This window comes from Microcoleus sp. A2-C3 (assembly GCF_036706065.1).
In the GTDB taxonomy this organism is placed as follows: domain Bacteria; phylum Cyanobacteriota; class Cyanobacteriia; order Cyanobacteriales; family Microcoleaceae; genus Microcoleus.
In genome coordinates this window covers 258,767-282,148 of sequence record NZ_JAUBVX010000001.1, presented here as the reverse complement: position 1 = coordinate 282,148, position 23,382 = coordinate 258,767, and the positions used below count along the sequence as shown (strand labels likewise).

Below are 23,382 nucleotides of genomic sequence, written 5' to 3'. Positions count from 1 at the left end.
GTGGCGGCGCGGATTGTTCTGGACTCGATTGTGGCGGCGCGGATTGTTCTGGACTCGATTGTGGCGGCGCGGATTGTTCTGGACTCGATTGTGGCGGCGCGGATTGTGGCAGTTGTTTCTAGTTTTACTCGCCAACTGCTCTCCAAATAGGTAAATTTTTTTTACTATAATGTAGGGGAATTTTCAGAGGGTGCGATCGCGATTGTCGATCGAACTCCGTGCAATAAGTTACATTTAAGTTAAGTAAAGCTCCTATATAAAATTTCAAATTGCTATGCTAGGTAATTTTCAACAAAGCCAACTGCGGATTGAGGTTGAAGCTTCGGAGACTGCGATTCGGGACAGTTTGATGCGTCCTGTGCAGTTGCAGCAGTGGCTGTGGCCTCAGCAATTTTCTAAGGGTTTGCCGGAATTGCTCGATCGCGAATTGACTTTCACGAGTTGGATTGGCCCGGTAGCGGTGCATCACCATGTGGAGATTGCAGAGTCAAATTGTCTGCGGCTGTTGTTGAGTGAAGGAATTGACGGGTTTCACGAGTGGTATTGGGGCGACGGTTGGGTGCAGTCTCGGTTGGAGGGGGTGTCGCTGCTACCGCTGAATTTGGGCCAAACGGCTAGTTTGTTGCGGCTGCGGGAGTTTTTGGCGGGGAAGGGAAAGGGGAAGGGGAATTAGGGCTAGGGAAATCGATCGCCCGATCGACTCAGCACAGATGGAATGAATCAAAGCAATTTCTTCGTAAAACTTATTATTGCTATCCCGGTAGCCCAGTATTTTGTAATTGCAGGATTATAAATGTTGGGTTGCAAGGTGATTTATATGAATAGGTTCTAAGATTTGAGCAAGTTCATCCCTATGATTGGGTAGAGATTCCATTGGCTTGTGTGCGATCGGGATTCTTTGATTATACCAAAGAGCGATCGCACTTCAATCATATAAGGGCGATCGCTCTTTTAGCAGCTAAGTCAATTATCAGAAATACCAGAACAATATAGCCTATGCTTAGCATTCTCAGGTCGTGGATTTAAAAGACTACTGGGGTTTAGCTGCTTCAACTATAGCCTGAACCATCTTAATTGCCTCTGTGATAGGTATTTGACCACTTTCGACAGCCCTCATTAAATCCTGAGCCCTTTGAGGGGTAATTAGATTAAGCCTAACTGGTTCTTTCAAGGAAACGATAAATTTTGTCTTGTCACTGTCTCTATCTCTAACCTTAGATGCTCTTTCTTTTGCTTCAACCTCTCTTAGCAGTTCTTGTAACTGTTTGAGAATTTCTGCTTGTTTCCCTTGGTTGAAAGTGCCATCAAACATGATCCTCTTTGCTCCAACGAGAGCTGCTGCACCTAATGCTGCACCGCCAACAACCAATCCTAGTGGGGCTGCAACCGGTAGCGCTACTAGCCCAAACAACAAGAATGTACCGCCACCGAAAGCCGCAACAGCAGCACCAGTAGCACCAGCACCTACCACACCAATCCCAATATCAGCTAAAATTCCTAGCTTATCATTAGGATTTTTTTCCAGTTGCTCGATCGTTTTAAGGATTTGCTCCTTAGTTGGGGTTTTATTTTCTGACATATTAAACCTCCTGATTGTTTCAAGTTTTCTTATTTAAGCAGTGATAACGTTGATAAAAACTGCATTGAAAACATCAATCAGTAGTTGAAAAAACAATTTGGCGAGTTCAATAATGTCTTGTGCTACTCCAACTATCCCATCTACTTGACGGTAGCCTTGATCTAGTCTATGTCCAGCGATCGCACCAATAGTTATACCTAGCACTGCTGCCAATGGCGCTAACACTGGGCCGATAACTGGTACTGAACGTACCAATAGTCCCACAGCAACTCCTAGAGCAATGCCCGTAGCTAAATTAGGATGTGCTTTGACAAACTCGATAATTTTGAGCAGAATAATTTTCCCTACAGCCAAAACTTTGTTACCAGATTTTTTCGTGTAGGTAGCCAACTCGTGCAATCTGATGGTGACTTCGTGGGGCAAGCCGAGATCATTTAACCAGACATACAAATCGCTATAGCAATCCTAAATGATTTTCTGTAGGGACACGGCAGTGCCGTCTCCCGGACACGGCAGTGCCGTGTCCCTACAGATGGATTTTGAGGAAATCACATTTATGTTCGCCGCACGTGATAATGATTTAGGATTGCTATACTACTCATTGAATCGGCATCTACTTGCCAGAGAACCATTTCTAAGTTTGCTTGGGGGAGGGATAATGCTTGTGTAGTCATTTTTTTCCTATGGGAAAGCTATAATAGTGCCTCTTAAATATGATTGTGACTCTAAAATCTCAGTCTTGTCCAGTCGGAAAAAGTCGGATCAAGTAGGCACTTTTATATCATTTGCGATTTACCCACGCCAGAAAAAGCTGGACAAACTCGATCGGGTCGGAAAAAGTCGGATCGAGTAGGATATAATAGGCAAAACCCCAGCATCTACCCCACCTATGGACGTTCAAGAAGTCTTAAAACTTGCCGACGACCTAGTTTTTGTCAATACGGGAAAACACTTAGACAATCTGCAAGAAGTGATACTGCGGGGAACTTTGCAAGGTCAGAAATACTCAAAAATAGCAGATGAATCTCACTGTAGTGAAGGTCACATTAAAGATATTGCCTCTGAACTATGGCAGCTACTATCAGAAGTATTAGGCGAAGAAGTCAATAAATCAAATTTTAGAGTCACATTCGAGCGATTAAAATTCTCAAATCTCTGGAATTTCAATAAAGATATTGTACAAATTGGTGAAATCAATTTTTGTGGAAATTCTTCACATTCCCCAAAAGTTCCCAACTCACCACCCGATCAAGAACCTCTGAATAAAGGCAACGCCAAACCCAAAGTGCGCGAATATTTAGGTGAAATGCCTAAATCTGGAGTTTTGTTCGATCGCACATCCGAACTCACCACCCTCAAACAGTGGATTCTATACGAAAACACCCGCCTACTCGCCATACTAGGCATAGTCGGCATTGGCAAAACCGCACTCGCCGTACACCTAGTAGAACAAATCAAACATGAATTTGATTTCATCATCTGGCGAAGTCTCGCCACATCTCCACCCCTGTCAATACTTCAAACAAACATAATTCAATTCCTCCGTAGGGGCGGTGGATGGTGCGGCCCCGCCCCAAATGCCGACGGCGTGCCCACCCCAGAGGAAAGGGCAACCACGGGGGGATTGCCCCTACTGGATTACTTGCAAAAATACCGCTGTCTGCTGATACTTGATGATGTACAAAATATCAATAGCAGCGGACAACTCGCTGGCAATTACCAACCTGGATATGAAGATTACGGCACGCTATTCAGACAAATAGGAGAATTATCTCACAATAGTTGTTTACTCCTAATCAGTGCGGAAAAACCCAGAGAAATCGCCGCATTAGAAGGCAAAAATCAACCCGTTCGTTCATTGCAACTCAATGGTTTAGGTGCGGGCGCGGGGCAAATTCTCAGAGAAAAAGGTTTAGCTGAAGAGGAAAACTGGTTAGAGTTAATTGAACAATACAGAGGCAATCCCTTGTGGTTAAAAATAGTGGCGACAATGATTCAAGATTTATTTAACGGCAACATCTCTGAACTGTTGTCTGATGATTCACTATTTTTAGGTGATTTAGAATCTTTACTGCATCAGCTATTTAATCGCTTATCCGAGTCGGAAAAACAGGTGATGTCATGGCTAGCAAGTGAAACCGCGCCACTTTCAATCGCCAAACTGCGGGAAAATATGCAATTATCTAGATCGCAATTGTTAAAAATTATGCAATCCTTGGGACGGCGTTCATTAATTGAAAAAATCCAGGAGGGCGATCGCACATTTTTCACTCTTGGGCCCGTACTCAAAGAGTATGTGAAAACTCAATATTCCCGCCCCAATTGTGAGTAATAAAAAAGGCGTTCCCCAACCTGCGTAGGCAGGTTTTGTTTGTGTAGCGGCGATTTCAATCGCTGTGGATTCGATCGCACTCCCACGCCTAGAAACCGGGTTTTTACCAAGATAGAGACAGTATATCTGCTGCGATCGCGTGTTGATTACTGATGAAGCATTTGGTCTTATTTCTTATCTAGTAATCAGCTTACCTTGATTTCTTGCTGCCATAATTACATTGCGGTTAGCAGTAAAAACTTTGATACCAGGAACCGTCACATAATCACCATCATCAGTAATTACTTGAACTACCCCTGCTTTATCCATTGCTTCCAGAAATAGCAGATCGTAGCCATCTAAAAGTTGAGTTTGAAATCTGGTTAAAGATGCGTTAGTTGTAGTTTCATCAATAGTTACATCAGTCGATACAGCAATAGATGTTACCTGACCCCAAGCAGCTACAACTTCAGCTACCACATTATCTCTTTCTGTTTGCTCGTTATGGCGATATTCTTTTGTGTTTAATGTAGTCGAAAAAATTGCTCGTTCTGCCTGTTCAATATTATGTGCTAACTCTGCCAAAGAAAGCCCACAATATAAAAGCAATCCTTGAGCAGAAATAATTTTTGTTAAATAAGCAGGATAATCATTTATTTGATAGCTCCTCGCAGAGGTACTGGCTTGAGTGTATGTCAGCCAGTACCATACATTAGTATCTACCAGAAAAATGTCATCCTTTTGAGGTATGTCAGACCCGATATCAACTACCTCAGCCTTGACTGTATATTGGGGTGCCATTATACATTTCCCACCTGTTGGCTGACAATTTCATTGATTGCATTGCGGGTTGAATCATCTGCTGCGTAGTAGCGTTTTGAGTTCTTAATCACCTGTGTGAGTATTTGATTGCCTACACTATTAAGATGAGAAAATGTCAGCAGACGGTTTAAAGTGTCTGGGGAGATATCCCTAAGTAGCTGTCCAATAGCAAAATTGAAGAACGGAGATGCAAAAATCTCTACACCAGCAAAGTCAAGCTCCACAGCGTGCTCTGCCCGTAGTTCGGGGTATGTCAAGTCATACACCTTCATACCGTCATCGGGTGTCATGCAAGTTTTGCCAATCAGAGTGCCAATCTTGTAAGATTTCATAGAAAAATTCGGTAAGTGGGAAACTCAGTGGCTTGAGCCAAGAGAGGAAAACGGCTCGGCGGTTTGAACCGCCTTGAATCTTTCCATTACCGCCTTGGGATTGCTTGGCTTTTGTGTACTTTTGTAATGTACTCTCAACGGGACAATTACCATTTCAAGCTTCGCAATCCTGTACGCATAATGTTTGGCATTTCTGCCTCTCCCTTGCGGGGTGATGTTCGCTTTGCCAATGTTATAAGGGCTTGTTAGGCTAGCAGCACTGTCTCAGTGACTTTAAGACTATTTAACTACTAGCGATAGAGCGGAAAACTAGCGTCGCATTCTCCGGTATCGTGACCCAGATAACGTAGTCAGTTAAGACTTAGGCTGGTCAGAATAGCTTGCTTCAACTTTCGTCTTACAAGCTCAATGGCTTTAGCCCTGAGTTCCTGACATTTCAGAAGTTCCCTCAGAAAAGTGGGGCGTCGCCGTCGGTGTCAGAAGCCAGCACATAAATGGCTTCATCACATTGGAGGGTAATGTTAACCAGTGTCCCTCCGAAAAAGGTTTGGCGATTTTGGTAAGTTTCCTCATCTTTGTTAATCAGTACATACCCATTGTGACTGAAAAACTCCAACTTTCCTCCATTCATCTTTACAAATCTTTTCAGAGAGTCAAGTCCAACGCCCCCAGCAACATCACCGCGCCTGGTTGTAGTTCCTGCTTCAAATGCCCATTTTAGGGCTTCGTCTGCTGGTAAATCCGAGAGTTTTAGGAATTGGCGGACATTTTTGGGAATCCCAACACCGAAGTCAACCACAGTCAGTTTTAGTTCCTTTTTTTTAGGGTAGTGCTGTCCACAGCTAAAGACTCCGATTTCTGTTTTCCCATGCTCAAAGGCGTTAGCGTATATCTCCCAAACGGTTCCTACGATGACGTTTTGCAATGTTTGACTTATATCAACCCAGTCTTGTCCTAGCCATTTTTCTGCTAGGTAGTCAACCAAGCCATCTTTATCTTGTTTTTTATCTTCTCGATAAGGGATAGAATTACCCTGCCAAGGTTCTTTATTATCACAAAAAGTATACATGAATCCGTTTTGTTCAAGATTCATTTTTATGTTCTTATGAATACTATCCCAATTAATGTTTAATTTTATCGAGCGGGATTGAATGAGACGAATTAATCCTCCCAGAAAAGCTACGGCATTTTGTCGGAGAAAAAAACATTTAGAAAAGTCAATAATTACTTCTGAGCAATCCTCATTTAGTTGCTCCAAAAGCTGAAACAGATTGTCAAAATCGTTCAGATCATCATTGATTGTAGGGATGTTAAGAGTCAGGCTCATAATTATTCTATGGAAGGCTTGATCCAGAAAGAAATTTATTAAAATATCAATCAGCCGATCGCACTGTCAACCTCTGCGGTTCAATTCCCCCTACCTACCTAGCCCGCACAACCAACACCGAACAAGGAGCCTCAGCCACAACCTCAGCACTCACCGAACCCTCCAAAATCCGCTTCAAACCAGTCAAACCCCGACAGCCGATCGCAATTAAGTCCGCTTTATAAATATTCGCCAAACGCAAAATTTCCTGGGCCGGTTCCCCCGAAACAATCTCCAACTCACTCTCGCAAGGCAAAGTTTCCTGATAAGATTGCAATAACTTCTCCACTTCTCGGTAAGCAATCTCATTTCCCTGAGCGTGAGGTCGATCGACCACAGCATCAAAATCCAACGTACCAGAACTCACAACATGCACTAAAATCACCTTAGCCGTCGGTTCTAGCTTAAACTGCGCCACAGCTTGCAAAACCTGTGCTGCAAACTCCGAATTGTCGATCGCCACCAAAACAGTATTCAATATAATGCACCTTTAAATCTCAGAATTTAGTTGACAGTTGACAGTTGACAGCGAATTATACCTGGAAGGAAGAGGATTGGAGTAATGAATAGTCTGATTTTAATTTCTCCGTACAAGCGAGAGGCTTTAAACCAATTTTTTCTGGTAATTTAAGCAAGATAAGCTGTTCTACATTTAAATTGTGTGTCAAAAATCGCTTAAACACTCTTGTGGGATGGGCTTCTAGCCCGTCCCGAATATACAATTTAAATGCGCAACAGCTTATTGGAAGAAACCGGGTTTCTTAAGCCCGAAGTGCGTAAATCTCGATCGCCAAACTCAAACCTACCATCTAAAAATCACCCTCACCCTCTGTCTCAGTGCGTAGCCGCACCGAATCAGCGTGAGAAGGCAAACCCTCAGATTCCGCCAACACATTAATCGCCCTACTAACCTTTTTCAGAGCAGCCGGCGAATATTGAATCAAACTCGAATGCTTCATAAAAGTTTCCACCCCCAGCGGCGAAGCATAGCGCGGAGCACCAGAAGTCGGCAAAGTATGATTCGGGCCAGCCAAATAATCACCCACAGCTTCCGGTGTCGAACATCCCAAGAAAATCGCCCCAGCGTGCCGAATTTGGTCAAGCAAAGCCCAGGGATCAGCCACTTGCAATTCCAAGTGTTCGGGAGCAAACTCGTTGGAGAGTTCCGCTGCCGCCTTCAGGGACTCCACCACTACAACTAAACCATAATTGGCGATCGCCTTTTCCGTCAAAATCCGGCGCGGGTGATTTACTAATTGTCTTTCTACCTCAGCCACCACCTTCCTAGCCAGCACCGAATCCGCCGTCAGCAAAATTGCCGAGGCCATCGAATCGTGCTCAGCTTGAGCCAACATATCCGCAGCTACGTGTACAGGATTCGCCGAAGCATCAGCAATAATCAGTACCTCCGAGGGCCCCGCCAGAGAATCGATCCCCACAGTGCCGTAAACCAGTTTTTTCGCCAGCGTGACGTAAATATTCCCCGGCCCAGTAATTAAATCTACCTTGGGAATAGTTTCCGTACCATAGGCCAAAGCTGCGATCGCCTGAGCCCCGCCGACCCGATATATTTCATCAACTCCCGCTTCCTGAGCCGCTACCAGCACCGCAGGATTCATTTTCTTCTCTTGTCCGGGGGGAGTACACATCACCAGTCTCGGAACCTTGGCGACCTTTGCAGGAACCGCATTCATGATCACCGAGCTCGGATAGGACGCTTGACCGCCAGGAATGTAAATTCCCGCGCGATCGACTGGCGTGTAGCGCTTACCCAAAACAATTTCGTCATCACCAAACTGCACCCAAGATTTGGGGACACGCTGTCGGTGAAACGCTTCTACCTGTTTGCAAGCAAGCCGGATGGCATTTAATAATTCTTTCGATATTTGCTGATAAGCAGCATCCAATTCGGCGCCACTCACGCGCAAATCTGCCGCATTTAGGGTCGTGCGGTCAAATTCAGCAGTATATTGCAGCACAGCCTGATCGCCTTTGCGTCTTACAGCTTGCAGCACCTCGCGCACGGTAGCTTCTTTGTGAATAACAAGTTCGTCGTGGGTGCGATCGCAGATTCGTCGCAGTTCAGCTTGTGCCTCAACCCACTGAGTAATAATTCGCAGCATGGAGATTAGGAATGCCGTCAATAATTCACTAACATTTGCTTGACAATTTGGATTTTTTGTGGCGCTGGAGAATTCGGCCACCACCAGTCCACCAGCTTCAACCGCGAGACTCGCGGCAGTTTCAAAGGCTTCGTTTCCCGGCGTCAGTCCAGCGTTTAAATCTCTGTCGAGGATTTTTTTGCCAAACCGAGGACAAGTCACAACCTTCCTTGAGGAATTGCCTGTCAGAGAACCGGGTGCGGAGGGAGAGGGCGGAGGGGGAGAGGGGGAGAGGGGGAGAGGGGGAGAGGGGAAGAGGGGGAGAGGGGGGAGAGGGGAAAAATATTCTCTCTCCCTTCTGCCTTCTGCCTTCTGCCTTCTGCCTTCTGCCTTCTGCCTTCTGCCCTCTGCCTTCTCCCTTCTGCCTTCTGCCCTCTGCCTTCTCCCTTCTTCCTTCTTCCTTCTTCCCTCTTCCTTCCGTCTTCTGCAAGTGCTTCAAAGGCGAAGCCCAAATAACCCGTACTCTTTGTTATAGCTTAACTTGGATTTTTCCGGGAATGGGATTTTGAGCGGAATCCATGCTATATTAGATTTTCTCACACCTAATAATTTTTTATAAAAAAACGCCAAGTTATTGTATACTTGAAAATTGCGCGCAATAAACCGTGACTTTAACTCGTGACGGTGGAAACCCCGCAAAACGCCTCGATAACACCCGTGTCATACCTTTGGGTATCGTCAGGGGTAAAAAATGGGTCGTTAGATGAGTCAATTAAAAATTATTGCGCGATCGCCCTTGCAAAAGTAACCGCAGACTCAGCTTAAATCTGAGCGCTCGGCTAATCGCTGACTCAGCTTTAAAAAAAATCAAGCTTTTTGCGGATCGCACCCAAAAAGATTGTCCCTCAAAATCTCCGTGTCTTGAGACTATATCGAGACTATGATGTATCAATCAATACCTACTTCCACAAACTGAACTATGGCAAATATTAAGTCCGCCGTCAAACGAGTCAAAATCGCCGAGCGCAACCGCTTGTACAACAAATCTTACAAGTCAGCGGTCAAAACCCTGATGAAGAAGTATTTCACGACCGTTGAGAAGTACGCCGCATCTCCGACACCTGAATTAATGCAAGAAGTGCAGCAACGTATGTCTGAGGCGTACAGCAAAATTGACAAAGCTGTCAAAAAAGGTGTACTGCACCGTAACAACGGCGATCGCAAAAAGTCCCGTTTGGCAAGAACCCTCAAGCCACACGAAACACAAGTAGCATCCTAAGACAGAAGGAAGAAGGAAGACGGAAGAAGGAAGAAGGAAGAGGGAAGAAGGAAGAAAGAAGGAAGAAAGAGAATTTTTCCTACTACTCTCCTACTCTCCCACTCCCGCACTCTCCCACTCTCCCCCTCCTCCAATCTCTCACTCTCCCATTCGCCCATGCAGCTTATCGACACTCACGTTCATATCAACTTTGAGGCTTTCAAGTCTGAGTTAGAAGCCGTTCGAGCACGCTGGCGCGAAGCTGGTGTGGTTCGATTGGTTCATTCTTGTGTAGAGCCAGAAGAGTTTGCCGGAATTCAAGCGATTGCTAATCAATTTGCAGAAGTTTCCTTTGCGGTGGGGCTTCATCCCCTAGATGCCGCCAAGTGGAAAGACGAAACTGCAAGCCTGATTAGAAAATTAGCAATTTCTGACGATCGGGTAGTGGCGATCGGCGAAACCGGACTAGACTTTTTTAAAGCAGACGATCGCGAACACCAGTTTAAAGTGTTTGAGGCACAGCTTGAAATTGCGCAGGAACTTGACAAACCAGTGATTATCCACTGTCGCGACGCCGCCGCCCCAATGGCCGAAATGCTTCGGAACTTTTGGCAAAAACGCGGTCCGGTGCGCGGTGTGATGCACTGCTGGGGAGGCACACCCGAAGAAACCCAGTGGTTTTTAGACTTGGGTTTCTACATCAGTTTTAGCGGAAATGTCACCTTCAAAAAAGCCTTGCAAATACAAGAATCAGCTTGTATGGTAAATAGCGATCGCATCTTAGTCGAGACAGATTGCCCTTTTCTCGCCCCCGTACCCCAGCGGGGAAAACGCAACGAACCAGCTTACGTCTATTACGTGGCCGAGCAAGTTGCTAAATTGAGAGGAGTTTCTCTCTTAACTTTGTCCCAACAGACAACTGAAAATGCCTGTCAGCTATTCGGCTTTTCAGTTTAGCTAGAGCAAAGAAACGAGGAAAACAGATAGAGTTAAGGGCAGAAAATCGGGAAAATCTCATCTATATCCGGCAACCCAAAACCGGATTCATCCTTAATTTCAGATTCTTTGGGAGTTGCCTGTGGCGATCGGATTTGCGTCCTATAATAAAAAGAACCGACTGATCGGGCGTTGGCTCACTATCGGCACCATCGCCCTGCGCCGAACTGCGAGCTTCGGCGAGTGCCCGCTCACCTTCGGGGCAGGCAAAAACTTCAAGCAATACCTCGAATTTACACAACTTACACATCAGAAGAAATTTGGAAACTCGGCAATTTGGCAATAGCTGTCAAGTCAATTTTAGGAGTCAAATGTGTAGGGGATTTACCCTGAAGCACCAAGAGGTCGAAGCTAAAAGCATCTCGATCCAAGCCAAAATCCGCACAAAAACACTGCGAGCAACCAGTGAAAATAGCCGTTGCAGCAGTTGGCAGGCGATCGAAAACATCATATAAATTCTCTCACACAATCCATCAAAAAAACGCAACAAGGTAAAAACGCCCAGCCTTGGCGCCATGTAAAAAGCTAGAGCCACTGCGGAAAAAGGACACCCATGACCACTAAAGATTACACAGAATTCGCCTTCACCTTGCCCGACCTGATCGAAATCCAGCGGGCAAGTTTTCGCTGGTTTCTAGAAGCCGGACTGATCGAAGAACTAGACAGCTTCTCCCCGATTACAGACTACACGGGTAAGCTAGAACTCCACTTCATCGGCAAAGACTTCAAACTCAAGCGCCCGAAATATGACGTAGACGAAGCCAAGCGCCGGGACAGCACCTACTCAGTGCAAATGTACGTCCCCACCCGCTTGATTAACAAAGAAACAGGCGAAATCAAAGAACAAGAAGTCTTCATCGGCGATTTGCCCTTGATGACCGAGCGCGGCACTTTCATCATCAACGGTGCAGAACGAGTCATCGTTAACCAAATCGTGCGATCGCCCGGAGTTTACTACAAATCGGAAACCGACAAAAACGGCCGCCGTTCCTACAACGCGAGCCTGATCCCCAACCGCGGCGCGTGGCTCAAGTTCGAGACCGACAAAAACGATTTAGTCTGGGTGAGAATCGACAAAACCCGCAAACTCTCGGCCCAAGTTCTACTCAAAGCCCTGGGACTCACCGACGGCGAAATCTACGACTCCCTGCGCCACCCGGAATACTTCCAAAAAACGATCGAAAAAGAAGGACAATTCGGCGAAGAAGAAGCCCTAATGGAGCTGTACCGCAAACTCCGTCCAGGCGAACCCCCCACCGTGGCCGGAGGCGAACAGCTCCTGCACTCCCGCTTTTTCGACCCCAAACGCTACGATTTGGGCAGAGTTGGTCGCTACAAACTCAACAAAAAACTGCGTTTGACAGTTCCCGATACCATGCGGGTACTGACATCCCAAGATATCTTGACGGCGATCGACTATTTGATCAACCTCGAATTCGACATCGGTTCAACCGATGACATCGACCACTTAGGCAACCGTCGCGTCCGCAGTGTCGGAGAATTGCTGCAAAACCAAGTCCGCGTCGGATTGAACCGCTTAGAACGGATTATCCGCGAACGGATGACGGTTTCAGACGCCGACTCCCTCACCCCCGCTTCCCTGGTCAACCCCAAACCGCTGGTAGCAGCAATCAAGGAATTCTTCGGTTCCTCCCAGCTATCCCAGTTCATGGATCAAACCAATCCCCTAGCAGAACTGACCCACAAACGCCGTCTGTCCGCCCTTGGCCCAGGAGGTTTGACTCGCGAACGCGCCGGTTTCGCAGTGCGAGATATTCACCCATCCCACTATGGCCGGATTTGCCCGATCGAAACACCAGAAGGCCCCAACGCCGGACTCATCGGCTCTTTGGCAACCCACGCCCGCGTCAACTCCTACGGCTTCATCGAAACTCCTTTCTATCCAGTAGAAAAAGGACAAGTATTGCGGGACAAAGCCCCCGTATATATGACAGCCGACGAAGAAGATGACCTGCGCGTCGCCCCCGGAGACATCAGCCTCGACGAAAACAACAACCTCTTGGGCGAAACCGTAGCCGTTCGCTACCGCCAAGAGTTCACCACCACCACCCCGATGCAGGTGGACTACATGGCGATATCGCCAGTCCAAATCGTCTCCGTCGCCACATCCCTGATTCCATTCCTGGAACACGACGACGCCAACCGCGCTCTGATGGGCTCGAATATGCAGCGGCAAGCTGTGCCGCTACTCAAACCAGAACGGCCACTCGTGGGTACGGGTTTGGAAGCTCAGGCCGCGCGAGATTCCGGGATGGTAGTGGTTTCCAAGGTTAACGGCGAAGTGATTTACATCGATGCTACCCGGATTATTGTCAAGCCCCTGGCGGTAGATGCTGAGTCAAATTCCAGCGAGGAAAGTTTCCTGATTCGGGAATACGACGACCTCAAAACCAAACAGCCCTCGGTTTGGAAGCAAAAATACTCAGGCTGTATCGAGCACGAACTGCAAAAATATCAGCGCTCTAACCAGGATACCTGTTTAAACCAGCGTCCTTTGATCTATGAGGGCGATCGAGTAGTTGCCGGTCAAGTCCTCGCCGACGGTTCCTCCACCGAAGGGGCAGAACTTGCTCTGGGTCAGAACATCATCGCAGCTTATATGCCTTGGGAAGGCTACAACTACGAAGATGGGATACTCATTAGCGAGCGTTTGGTGTACGAAGATGTGTACACCAGCATCCACATTGAAAAATACGAAATCGAAGCCCGCCAAACCAAACTCGGCCCCGAAGAAATCACCCGCGAAATACCCAACGTCGGCGAAGACGCACTGCGCCAGCTAGACGAACAGGGCATCATCCGCAAAGGTGCTTGGGTAGAAGCCAGCGACATTTTGGTCGGCAAAGTTACCCCCAAAGGTGAATCCGACCAACCGCCAGAAGAAAAACTGCTCAGAGCAATCTTCGGCGAAAAAGCCCGCGATGTGCGCGACAACTCCCTCCGAGTTCCTAATGGCGAAAAAGGCCGCGTAGTAGACGTGCGGGTTTTCACTCGCGAACAGGGCGACGAACTACCTCCAGGCGCCAACATGGTTGTCCGCGTCTACGTAGCCCAAAAACGCAAAATTCAAGTCGGCGACAAAATGGCCGGTCGCCACGGTAACAAAGGTATTGTGTCCCGGATTCTGCCGATGGAGGATATGCCCTACTTACCCGATGGGACTCCCGTTGACATCGTACTCAATCCCTTGGGTGTACCGTCGCGGATGAACGTGGGTCAGATTTTTGAGTGCTTGCTGGGCTGGGCGGGCGAAAATCTATCCATGCGGTTCAAGATGGTGCCTTTTGATGAAATGCACGGTGCTGAAAAGTCGCGGGAAACCGTTCACGGCAAGTTAGAGGAGGCGCGCGAAAAAACGGGTAAACCGTGGATATTTAACGAAAAACACCCCGGTAAGACTATTGTCTACGATGGCAGAACTGGCGAACCGTTCGATCGCCCGATCACAGTCGGCATCGCCTATATGCTCAAACTCGTCCACTTGGTAGATGACAAAATCCACGCCCGCAGCACCGGCCCCTACTCGCTGGTAACGCAGCAGCCTTTGGGCGGCAAAGCGCAGCAGGGCGGACAGCGGTTCGGGGAAATGGAAGTTTGGGCTCTCGAAGCGTTCGGTGCAGCTTATACTTTGCAAGAGTTGCTGACTGTGAAGTCGGATGATATGCAGGGTAGAAATGAAGCTTTAAATGCCATTGTTAAAGGCAAAGCTATCCCACGCCCCGGTACGCCGGAATCGTTTAAGGTGCTGATGCGGGAGTTGCAATCTTTGTGCTTGGATATTGCCGTGCACAAGGTGAATACGAACGACGAAGGTAGCGAGCACGTTGAGGTTGATTTGATGGCAGACGTTGGTGGGCGGCGATCGCCCTCCAGGCCTACTTACGAATCGCTTTCTCGTGACGAAGACGAGGATTAGGGATTTTGGATTTTAGATTTTTTGGCAACATTCAATCTAAAATCTTTAATCGACAATCTAAAATAAAAATGCCTCAGCAGTGGTACGAACACTGCTGAGGCGAATCAACGCTCTAACAAAGAGAGACGCTGACATGACTATTGTAACAGTCATCCCCGGAATTGAAGGAGCATTAGACCTGGAGACAGGCTGTATTAACTGGCAAGGCAGTAGGTTAAAAAACGGTTACGGGCGTAAGTGGATCGATGGCAAAACGGTATTAGTCCACCGATTAGTCCTCGAATCAAAAATAGCAGGATTCCTCGATTCCGGTTATTTTGCTTGCCACACCTGCGACAACCGAAGCTGCATCAACCCGGCACATCTGGTAGCGGGATCGGCTGCTGAGAATACCGGACAGATGATGGGGCGCGATCGCAAAACTCCCAGACGCAAAAGTATTCCGGGAATTGATAAATTGTCTATCCAACAACTACGAGAAATTCAGACTAAATATTTATCTGGAACAATCAAGAACCATCTAGCAAGAGAGTATGGGGTACAACATGAAACTATTACTAAGATCGTTCAGACAAGTATTCCCAATAACTTCATCACAGTTTCCCCACGTTTTTTAGGAGAAATTCAAGACAACGGCTGCATAATTTTTCAAGGCGGAAAAGATGGTTCAGGCTATGGCAGATACTGGAAAAATGGGAAATCAAAATCAGTTACTCGTGCTGTTTTAGCAGAGAAATTAGGATATGAACTTCCCACCTCTATGGATGCTTGTCATACTTGCGATACTCCCAGTTGTATTAATCCAGAACACCTGTGGGCTGGTACTCGTACTCAGAATTTATTAGATGCTTCCCAAAAAGGACGCACCCAAGGAAAAAGTCATCCCCTTTCCAATGCCAAATTAGACTGGGAAAAAGTGCGAGAAATCCGGCAAAAACTAGCAGCAGGAGACAGAATGAAGGATGTAGCTGAAGCATACGGCGTAAATCCCGCAACTATACACACTATTAAGTATCACCTGACTTGGAAGGAAGAAGGCGAAGAGGTTCCGATTCCTCGCATGGGTGGATATCTCGATCGAAAACTGACTTTTGCTCAAGCGCAAGATGTGCGAGAACGCATTAAAGCTGGAGAATCCATTGCTAAAATTGCTCTGGAATTTGCAGTGTCCACAAGTGTCATTTATGACATTAAAAATAATGTCACATATAAAGGAGTCTGAGATTGATTTAATCACCAAAGAATCAAGCAAAGAAGATAAATTACAGCAAATAATTTCAAGTAAATCATCGATTGGAGTTAAGAATGGCTAAGATAGAACAACGATTTGATTACGTAAAGATTGGGTTAGCTTCACCAGAAAGAATTCGACAATGGGGAGAGAGAACTTTACCCAATGGTCAGATAGTGGGCGAAATTGTAAAACCTGAGACGATTAACTACAGAACATTAAAACCAGAAATGGACGGATTGTTTTGCGAGCGCATTTTTGGGCCTGCAAAAGATTGGGAATGTCATTGTGGCAAGTACAAAAGAGTTCGTCATAGAGGCATTGTTTGCGAGAGATGCGGTGTTGAAGTCACTGAATCTCGCGTCCGCCGCCACCGGATGGGATTTATTAAATTAGCAGCTCCAGTAGCTCACGTTTGGTATCTCAAAGGCATCCCCAGTTACATGGCAATTCTGTTAGATATGCCCCTGCGAGATGTCGAACAAATTGTTTATTTCAACGCCTATGTTGTGTTGAATGCTGGTAATGCTGAAAAGCTCCAATACAAGCAATTACTCACAGAAGATGCTTGGCTGGAAATAGAAGATGAACTTTACAGCGAAGATTCCACCCTAACCGGCGTAGAAGTAGGCATCGGTGCTGAAGCTTTACAAGTTCTGCTGCAAAATATTCCGCTAGAAAGTGAAGCGGAAAAGCTGCGGGAAGATATTGCTAATGCTAAAGGTCAAAAACGCGCGAAGTTAATTAAACGTTTGCGGGTAATTGACAACTTTATCGCTACGGGTTCTCATCCCGATTGGATGGTGCTCAATGTGATTCCGGTGATTCCCCCAGACTTGCGGCCGATGGTACAGCTAGACGGTGGACGTTTTGCAACCAGTGACCTTAATGACCTTTATCGAAGAGTTATTAATCGCAATAATCGCTTGGCGAGATTGCAAGAAATTCTGGCACCAGAGATTATCATTCGCAACGAAAAGCGGATGCTACAAGAAGCTGTGGATGCGCTGATTGACAACGGCCGCCGGGGCCGGACTGTGGTAGGCGCAAACAACCGTCCGCTGAAGTCGCTGTCAGACATCATTGAAGGGAAACAAGGTCGTTTCCGGCAAAACTTGCTGGGGAAACGGGTTGACTATTCTGGACGTTCGGTAATTGTTGTCGGGCCAAAACTGAAGATTCATCAGTGCGGTTTGCCGAGGGAAATGGCGATCGAGCTTTTCCAGCCTTTTGTCATCCACCGTTTGATCCGCCAAGGATTAGTCAACAACATCAAAGCCGCCAAAAAACTGATCCAGCGCAACGATCCTAGCGTTTGGGACGTGCTTCAGGAGGTGATTGAAGGACACCCTGTCATGCTGAACCGGGCACCCACGCTGCACCGTTTGGGGATTCAAGCCTTTGAGCCGATTTTGGTGGACGGGAGGGCGATTCAGCTTCACCCGCTAGTCTGTCCGGCTTTTAACGCTGACTTTGACGGCGACCAAATGGCCGTGCACGTTCCTTTGTCTCTGGAATCTCAGGCGGAAGCGCGCTTGCTGATGCTGGCTTCTAATAACATTATGTCGCCGGCAACCGGAAGGCCGATCGTTACTCCTTCTCAAGATATGGTGCTCGGTTGCTATTACCTAACCGCCGAAAATCTTGATGCTCAAAAAGGAGCGGGTCACTATTTCTCTAGCTTTACCGATGCGGTTGTAGCTTACGAACAAGGAGTGATTAACTTGCACTCTTATGTGTGGGTGAGATTTCAAGGTGCGATCGAAAATACAGAACCGGAAGGGGAACCGCTGAAGACGGAGCGATCGGCAGACGGTACAGTAGTGACGAAAGAATACAAGTTCCGCCGGGTTCGGGAAGATGCGGAGGGCAAGTTGATTACTCAGTTCATTCGCACTACTCCCGGTCGGATTATCTATCACCAGACGATCGAATCGGTAATTAACAACTAGGAATTGGGTATTGGGCATCGGGCATCGGGCATCGGGCATCGGGCATTGGGCATCGGGCATCGGGCATTGGGCATCGGGCATTCATGGGGCATGGGGCATACCTCACCACGCTTGAGAACCGCTATATGTGGCTTGAATCCTGTATTGATTAGCAGTTACCAATGACTAATGACTAATGACTAATGACTAATGACCAATGCCCAATGCCCAATGACTAATGACTAATGACTAATGACTCTTATCAAATTACTAACAGTAGAAAAATGACAGAAAATAAGGAAAATAAGGAAATTGTTTTTCGCAATCGAGTTGTTGACAAAGGTCAGCTCAAAAAACTAATCTCTTGGTCTTTCATGAACTATGGAACGGCCCGCACAGCGCAAATGGCCGACAAACTCAAAGATTTGGGTTTCCGGTTTGCCACAAAAGCCGGAGTTTCAATTAGCGTAGACGACCTGCAAGTACCCCCAATCAAACGACAACTGCTCGATGCAGCCGAAGAAGAAATCCGCATCACCGAACAGAAATACACCAGAGGCGAAATCACCGAAGTCGAACGCTTCCAAAAAGTAATCGACACCTGGAACAGCACCTCAGAAGACCTCAAAGATGAAGTAGTCAAAAACTTCCGAGCCACAGACCCCCTCAACTCGGTGTACATGATGGCATTCTCCGGCGCGCGCGGGAACATCTCCCAAGTGCGGCAACTCGTCGGAATGCGCGGATTGATGGCAGACCCCCAAGGAGAAATCATCGACTTGCCCATTAAAACCAACTTCCGCGAAGGACTCACCGTCACCGAATACATCATTTCCTCCTACGGCGCCCGCAAAGGCTTAGTAGATACCGCCCTGCGTACCGCCGACTCCGGCTACCTGACTCGTCGGTTGGTGGATGTATCCCAAGATGTCATCGTGCGTGAAGTAGACTGCGGCACTCAGCGCGGGATTCGCGTGCGGCCGATGACCGACGGCGCTACCGTGCTGATTCCCCTGAAAGATCGGCTGCTAGGGCGGGTGTTGGCACGAGATGTGGTGCACCCCAAAACCAAAGAAATCGTGACCTATGGCAACGAAAGAGCCGTCCGAAATCAGCCGATTACTGAAGAGCTGGCAGGGGAAATCGGTAAGTCTGGAGTGCCGGAAGTATATTTACGATCGCCCCTAACTTGCGAAGCCACCCGTTCCGTTTGCCAATCCTGCTACGGTTGGAGTCTCGCCCACTTGAAAATGGTAGACATGGGAGAAGCGATCGGGATTATCGCCGCCCAGTCGATCGGCGAACCGGGAACCCAACTCACCATGCGTACCTTCCACACAGGCGGCGTATTTACTGGAGAAGTTGCTAAACAAGAACGAGCACCATTCCCGGGCGTGGCAAAGTTTAAGAATTTACGCACCCGCGCCTTCCGCACTAGACATGGCGAAGAAGCCCTCGTCGCCGAAAACAACGGCAAACTCGTATTGGAGGGTGAAGGCTATGAAGAAGGCAAATCCGGCGCGAAAAATCAGAAGCTGAAAGTTGAATTCGCGATCGTCCAAGGTTCCACCCTAATGGTCAAAGACGGACAGCGCGCTATCTCCGGTCAAGTTTTGGCAGAAGTGCCGATCGTCGGACGCGCCGCCCGCAAAACCACAGAAAAAGTCACAACCGACGTAGCCTCCGATTTAGCAGGCGAAGCCAAGTTTGCGGACTTAGTACCAGAAGAAAAAACCGATCGCCAAGGTAACACCACTCGCACCGCCAGCAGAGGCGGACTGATTTGGATTCTCTCAGGAGAAGTCTATAACTTACTCCCGGGCGCCGAACCGGCCGTCAAAAATGGCGATCGCATCGTGGCAGAAAGCGTCATCGCCGAAACGAAACTCGTCTCCGAACACGGCGGCGTAGTCCGCATCGCCGACGAGCGAGAAATCGAAATCATCACCGCTCAAGTGTTGCTAGATCAAGCAATTGTGCGATCGGAAAGCGCCGGCGGCCGCGAACATTACATCATCGAAACTGCTTCCAACCAACGGTTTTCCTTGAAAACAGCGCCGGGGAGCAAAGTCATCAACGGTGAAGTCGTAGCCGAACTGCTTGATGACAGCTACCGCACCGCCACCGGAGGCATCGTCAAATACGCCGGAGTCGAAGTCCACAAGCGCGGCAAAGCCAAACTCGGCTACGAAGTAGTCAAAGGCGGCACTCTGCTGTGGATTGCCGAAGAGTGCCACGAAGTCAACAAAGACATCTCCCTGCTGCTAGTAGAAGATGGCCAATACGTCGAAGCCGGCACCGAAGTCGTCAAAGATATTTTCTGCCAAACCAGTGGCGCGGTAGAAGTCACCCAGAAAAACGACATCCTCCGGGAAATTGTGATCAAGCCCGGAACCATGCACGCAGTCGATCGCCCACCACTAACCTTGGGCGAAGGTCAAATAGTCAGCGCCGGTCAAGAAATCTTCCCCGGATTAATTGCCGAAGAATTGGGCTATGCCGAATACATCGAAACCCCCGAAGGCCCAGCCTTATTGCTGCGGCCAGTAGTAGAGTTTCCAGTACCCGACAAACCGCCCATACCTTCCCAGACAGCACTCAACGAGTCCATCTCCCTCAAAGCAGTCCAGCGGCTCCCCTACAAAGACGGAGAGCGCGTCAAATCAGTCGAAGGACTCGAACTCCTGCGGACTCAGCTCATCTTAGAAATCGGTTCCGGCGCGCCGCAACTGGCAGCGGATATCGAACTCCTACCCGATGATGGGGACGCTTTGGCTTTTGGAGCCGACGGTTCCGGCCCGGCTTGGGGTCTATCTGATGCGATTGTGCAGTCGCAAGAACTGGCTCTGGTAGAAGGCGAAGAAGCCCCAGCGCCTTCTCGGATTTTCCGCTTGCAGTTGGTGATTTTGGAATCGCTGGTAATTCGGCGGGACGTATCGGCAGATCCGACTCAAGGTAGTACCCACACCAGACTGTTGGTAGAAGACGGACAGTCGATCGCCCCTGGCGCAGTGGTAGCCCGCACCGAAATTCTCTGCAAAGAAGCAGGTATCGTCCGGGGCATCCGCGAAGGACTCAACGAACCGGTACGCCGATTGTTGGTAATGCGGGAGGCGGATTCTGTGACAGTTTCAGTAGCGGGTACACCAGCAGTCAGCCCTGGTCAGTTATTGGTAGCTGGTACTGAGGTAGCACCGGGAGTGATTCTGGAAGAGTCCGGTCAAGTCGTGAAAGTTATACCGGCTTCTGATAACGGAGAAGAAGCCAAAATAGTCCTGCGGGTAGCCCGTCCTTACCGAGTTTCTGGTGGTGCAGTGCTCCACGTAGACGACGGCGACTTGGTGCAACGCGGCGACAACTTAGTCATCCTGGTGTTCGAGCGAGCCAAAACCGGGGACATCATTCAAGGTTTGCCCCGGATTGAAGAACTACTCGAAGGACGGAAACCGAAGGAAGCTTGTATTTTAGCTAAGCGTCCGGGGACGGCTCAGGTAGCTACCGACGACGATATTGTCGAACTCGCGGTAGTAGAGGATGACGGCAGGATCGAGCAGTATCCTTTGTTACCTGGCCAAAACCCGATCGTCTCTGACGGACAGCGTGTGGGCGTCGCCGAAGCTTTGACCGACGGCCCCGCCAATCCTCACGAAATTCTGGAAGTATTTTTCCAAGTTCTCAAAGAGCGCCAGCCTACCTTTGAGGCAGCTTTGGAGAGCTTCCAGCAGGTGCAGACTTTCTTAGTCAACGAAGTGCAATCGGTTTACCAGTCTCAGGGTGTGGATATTTCCGACAAACACATCGAAGTGATTGTCCGCCAGATGACCAACAAAGTGCGGATGGAGGACGGTGGCGACACTACCATGCTCCCCGGCGAGTTAGTCGAACTGCGGCAGGTGGAACAGGTGAATGAGGCGATGTCAATTACTGGTGGAGCGCCGGCGGATTATACTCCGGTACTACTGGGGATTACCAAAGCTTCGCTCAATACCGACAGCTTTATTTCTGCTGCTTCGTTCCAAGAAACCACGCGGGTGCTGACTGAAGCTGCGATCGAGGGCAAGTCTGACTGGCTGCGCGGCCTCAAGGAAAACGTGATCATCGGCCGCTTGATTCCTGCCGGGACTGGGTTTAATGCCTATGAGGATGCTAGTGTTCAGGATGCTGGTTTTGATGGTGCTGTGTTTGATGACGATATCCACGATTTGCAGGAAGATGTCGTGGTGGACGATCGCACTGCCCGCCGCAAGTATACGATCGAGAGTCCTTTTGATGTCGCCCCTGTCTCTGAAATTGAGGTTGATGTTGATGACGATTTTGAGGAAATTGAAGTTGATGACGACGATTTTGTCCCTGATACTGATGATGATTCCTTAGGACCGATCGATGATGATTTCGACGAGGACTTCGACGAGGACGAAGACTAAGAAGTTTTTTGAGATTGTCGCGCAGACAGCGATCCTGAACTGTGCGGCAATTTTTTTGGTTCGTCCCAACCAACGCTTAGCTAAAGCGTTGGTTGAAAAATCTTAAATTTTTCGCCTCAAAACTTAGAACTCAGAATTCATAGCCGAAAGTGCGATTAAATCGAGGCGAACCGCACATCAACTCGCCCGAAAAAAGAAGGCACGAGATATTCGTCCGAAGGTATAAATCAGAATTCAAGAAAACTTGAAAAGAAAGAGTTTTAATTGTTTGAATTAACAAACAGTTAAAACTCTTTCTTCCTTATAACTTCTCTCGCGACGATAACTAAAACCCAATCGGCTTGGGTTAAGAACAGTCTGAGTTCTAAAAGCTGCCTGTATTTCCCATAAAATAGTAAGAGCGAATTCGTAAAAGACCGCTAACCCAAGCGTATTGAACTAAAATCTTCGCGGCTTCCCGACAAGATTGCATCCATCACATCTCTAGCAGCCGACGAATCCGTTGGCTTTACTTCCTTCTTCAAATATGGTTCGCTCACTCAGGGAGCAAAGCCTTGATCCGATCGACAAACTCTTGATGGTCTACTACGGGTTTAGAGATGTAACCGTCGGCACCGCTTTGATTCAGAAAGGTTTCTTTATCACCCGCCATCGCGTGAGCAGTCACCAAGATAATCGGCAGCGAGGCCGTTTGCGGGTCAGCTTTCAGCAATTGAGTAATCTTAATGCCGTCAACAGATTTTCCCTGGTACACGCTGTGTGAAAGAGACACGTCCATTAAAATCAAATCAGCTTCACCGGCAGCAGCAATCTGCATCACCTCTTCAACATTTTCCGTGTGCTTGACAGCTAAGCCCCCCCGCTTAGTCAGTATTTTGGAAAAAACCCGAGCATTAACCAAATCGTCCTCTACAATCAGAACGGTTTTCATAAATAAATATGGGAAGTATAGAAACTTTGCGACTGGAGTCCAAAGAGGAACACGACACGGGGATTACATTCCCCGTCAAAAATGCAGAGTTTTTATCGCCATCAGCCGGGAACTCTGCAAAACCCGCATATATTCCTTGGGCGAGTAACTGTCAGAGGGTGT

The 23,382-nt window shown here is 48.0% G+C and carries 18 protein-coding genes; 9 read left to right on the top strand and 9 right to left on the bottom strand.

Going from position 1 to position 23,382, the window contains the following annotated elements; translation table 11 throughout:
* The first annotated feature begins 274 nt into the window (after nucleotides 1-274).
* Complete coding sequence (locus QUB66_RS01105; protein WP_332967557.1) at nucleotides 275-673, top strand: hypothetical protein; 399 nt, start codon at nucleotides 275-277, stop codon at nucleotides 671-673.
* A 357-nt stretch (nucleotides 674-1,030) separates the two neighbouring features.
* Here QUB66_RS01105 and QUB66_RS01100 read toward each other — a convergent pair whose 3' ends face one another.
* Together QUB66_RS01100 and QUB66_RS01095 are read right to left on the bottom strand one after the other, a co-directional pair.
* Complete coding sequence (locus QUB66_RS01100) at nucleotides 1,031-1,579, bottom strand: hypothetical protein (RefSeq protein ID WP_332967559.1); 549 nt, start codon at nucleotides 1,577-1,579, stop codon at nucleotides 1,031-1,033.
* Between the two features lie 33 nt (nucleotides 1,580-1,612).
* On the bottom strand, nucleotides 1,613-2,029 hold the full coding sequence (locus QUB66_RS01095) for a hypothetical protein (RefSeq protein ID WP_332967560.1): 417 nt from the start codon (nucleotides 2,027-2,029) through the stop codon (nucleotides 1,613-1,615).
* 439 nt (nucleotides 2,030-2,468) lie between these two features.
* Here QUB66_RS01095 and QUB66_RS01090 point away from each other — a divergent pair, with 439 nt between their 5' ends.
* Nucleotides 2,469-3,911, top strand: a complete 1,443-nt coding sequence (locus QUB66_RS01090) for an NB-ARC domain-containing protein (protein WP_332967561.1) — start codon at nucleotides 2,469-2,471, stop codon at nucleotides 3,909-3,911.
* A 174-nt stretch (nucleotides 3,912-4,085) separates the two neighbouring features.
* Here the strand turns inward: QUB66_RS01090 and QUB66_RS01085 are convergent, their stop codons facing one another.
* The 6 genes from QUB66_RS01085 to QUB66_RS01060 form a co-directional block, all read right to left on the bottom strand.
* A complete protein-coding gene (locus tag QUB66_RS01085) occupies nucleotides 4,086-4,691 on the bottom strand; it encodes a hypothetical protein (protein WP_332967562.1) in 606 nt (201 codons plus the stop codon).
* Nucleotides 4,691-5,044, bottom strand: a complete 354-nt coding sequence (locus QUB66_RS01080) for an STAS-like domain-containing protein (protein ID WP_332967563.1) — start codon at nucleotides 5,042-5,044, stop codon at nucleotides 4,691-4,693. Before QUB66_RS01080 ends, QUB66_RS01085 begins: the two co-directional genes overlap by 1 nt.
* A 448-nt stretch (nucleotides 5,045-5,492) precedes the next feature.
* On the bottom strand, nucleotides 5,493-6,371 hold the full coding sequence (locus QUB66_RS01075; RefSeq protein ID WP_332967564.1) for an ATP-binding protein: 879 nt from the start codon (nucleotides 6,369-6,371) through the stop codon (nucleotides 5,493-5,495).
* Nucleotides 6,372-6,465: 94 nt separating this feature from the next.
* The gene (locus QUB66_RS01070; RefSeq protein WP_332967603.1) at nucleotides 6,466-6,891 is read right to left on the bottom strand and encodes a universal stress protein; all 426 of its coding nucleotides are present in this window, start codon (nucleotides 6,889-6,891) and stop codon (nucleotides 6,466-6,468) included.
* Nucleotides 6,892-7,219: 328 nt separating this feature from the next.
* A complete protein-coding gene (hisD, locus tag QUB66_RS01065; RefSeq protein WP_332967604.1) occupies nucleotides 7,220-8,533 on the bottom strand; it encodes a histidinol dehydrogenase in 1,314 nt (437 codons plus the stop codon).
* Between the two features lie 224 nt (nucleotides 8,534-8,757).
* Nucleotides 8,758-9,024, bottom strand: a complete 267-nt coding sequence (locus tag QUB66_RS01060) for a hypothetical protein (protein WP_332967566.1) — start codon at nucleotides 9,022-9,024, stop codon at nucleotides 8,758-8,760.
* A 467-nt stretch (nucleotides 9,025-9,491) separates the two neighbouring features.
* On the opposite strand from QUB66_RS01060, the gene rpsT reads away from it, so the two are divergent.
* From rpsT to QUB66_RS01025, 7 genes are all read left to right on the top strand, one after another.
* Complete coding sequence (gene rpsT, locus QUB66_RS01055) at nucleotides 9,492-9,791, top strand: 30S ribosomal protein S20 (RefSeq protein ID WP_265238602.1); 300 nt, start codon at nucleotides 9,492-9,494, stop codon at nucleotides 9,789-9,791.
* Between the two features lie 156 nt (nucleotides 9,792-9,947).
* Complete coding sequence (locus QUB66_RS01050; RefSeq protein WP_265238604.1) at nucleotides 9,948-10,727, top strand: TatD family hydrolase; 780 nt, start codon at nucleotides 9,948-9,950, stop codon at nucleotides 10,725-10,727.
* 121 nt (nucleotides 10,728-10,848) lie between these two features.
* Nucleotides 10,849-11,052: a hypothetical protein gene (locus tag QUB66_RS01045; RefSeq protein WP_265238606.1), complete on the top strand. Its 204-nt coding sequence runs from the start codon at nucleotides 10,849-10,851 to the stop codon at nucleotides 11,050-11,052.
* Between the two features lie 267 nt (nucleotides 11,053-11,319).
* Nucleotides 11,320-14,703 (top strand): DNA-directed RNA polymerase subunit beta, encoded by a 3,384-nt coding sequence (gene rpoB, locus QUB66_RS01040; RefSeq protein WP_265238607.1) that lies wholly within the window; start codon nucleotides 11,320-11,322, stop codon nucleotides 14,701-14,703.
* A gap of 133 nt (nucleotides 14,704-14,836) precedes the next feature.
* Nucleotides 14,837-15,925 carry an HNH endonuclease gene (locus tag QUB66_RS01035; RefSeq protein WP_332967569.1) on the top strand — a complete coding sequence of 363 codons (1,089 nt, stop codon included), beginning with the start codon at nucleotides 14,837-14,839 and terminating at the stop codon, nucleotides 15,923-15,925.
* Nucleotides 15,926-16,008: 83 nt separating this feature from the next.
* A complete protein-coding gene (locus QUB66_RS01030; protein ID WP_265238611.1) occupies nucleotides 16,009-17,886 on the top strand; it encodes a DNA-directed RNA polymerase subunit gamma in 1,878 nt (625 codons plus the stop codon).
* Between the two features lie 224 nt (nucleotides 17,887-18,110).
* A complete protein-coding gene (locus tag QUB66_RS01025; protein ID WP_332967570.1) occupies nucleotides 18,111-22,289 on the top strand; it encodes a DNA-directed RNA polymerase subunit beta'' in 4,179 nt (1,392 codons plus the stop codon).
* 535 nt (nucleotides 22,290-22,824) lie between these two features.
* Here QUB66_RS01025 and QUB66_RS01020 read toward each other — a convergent pair.
* Entirely contained in the window at nucleotides 22,825-23,220 is a 396-nt protein-coding gene (locus QUB66_RS01020; protein ID WP_265238613.1) for a response regulator, read from the bottom strand.
* Nucleotides 23,221-23,382 lie beyond the last annotated feature (162 nt).

Coding starts and splice junctions, on each gene's coding strand:
- QUB66_RS01105 (WP_332967557.1), top strand. CDS start 275: ATGCTAGGTAATTTTCAACAAAGCCAACTGCGGATTGAGGTTGAAGCT.
- QUB66_RS01100 (WP_332967559.1), bottom strand. CDS start 1,579: ATGTCAGAAAATAAAACCCCAACTAAGGAGCAAATCCTTAAAACGATC.
- QUB66_RS01090 (WP_332967561.1), top strand. CDS start 2,469: ATGGACGTTCAAGAAGTCTTAAAACTTGCCGACGACCTAGTTTTTGTC.
- QUB66_RS01085 (WP_332967562.1), bottom strand. CDS start 4,691: ATGGCACCCCAATATACAGTCAAGGCTGAGGTAGTTGATATCGGGTCT.
- QUB66_RS01080 (WP_332967563.1), bottom strand. CDS start 5,044: ATGAAATCTTACAAGATTGGCACTCTGATTGGCAAAACTTGCATGACA.
- QUB66_RS01075 (WP_332967564.1), bottom strand. CDS start 6,371: ATGAGCCTGACTCTTAACATCCCTACAATCAATGATGATCTGAACGAT.
- hisD (WP_332967604.1), bottom strand. CDS start 8,533: ATGCTGCGAATTATTACTCAGTGGGTTGAGGCACAAGCTGAACTGCGA.
- rpsT (WP_265238602.1), top strand. CDS start 9,492: ATGGCAAATATTAAGTCCGCCGTCAAACGAGTCAAAATCGCCGAGCGC.
- QUB66_RS01050 (WP_265238604.1), top strand. CDS start 9,948: ATGCAGCTTATCGACACTCACGTTCATATCAACTTTGAGGCTTTCAAG.
- rpoB (WP_265238607.1), top strand. CDS start 11,320: ATGACCACTAAAGATTACACAGAATTCGCCTTCACCTTGCCCGACCTG.
- QUB66_RS01035 (WP_332967569.1), top strand. CDS start 14,837: ATGACTATTGTAACAGTCATCCCCGGAATTGAAGGAGCATTAGACCTG.
- QUB66_RS01030 (WP_265238611.1), top strand. CDS start 16,009: ATGGCTAAGATAGAACAACGATTTGATTACGTAAAGATTGGGTTAGCT.
- QUB66_RS01025 (WP_332967570.1), top strand. CDS start 18,111: ATGACTAATGACTCTTATCAAATTACTAACAGTAGAAAAATGACAGAA.
- QUB66_RS01020 (WP_265238613.1), bottom strand. CDS start 23,220: ATGAAAACCGTTCTGATTGTAGAGGACGATTTGGTTAATGCTCGGGTT.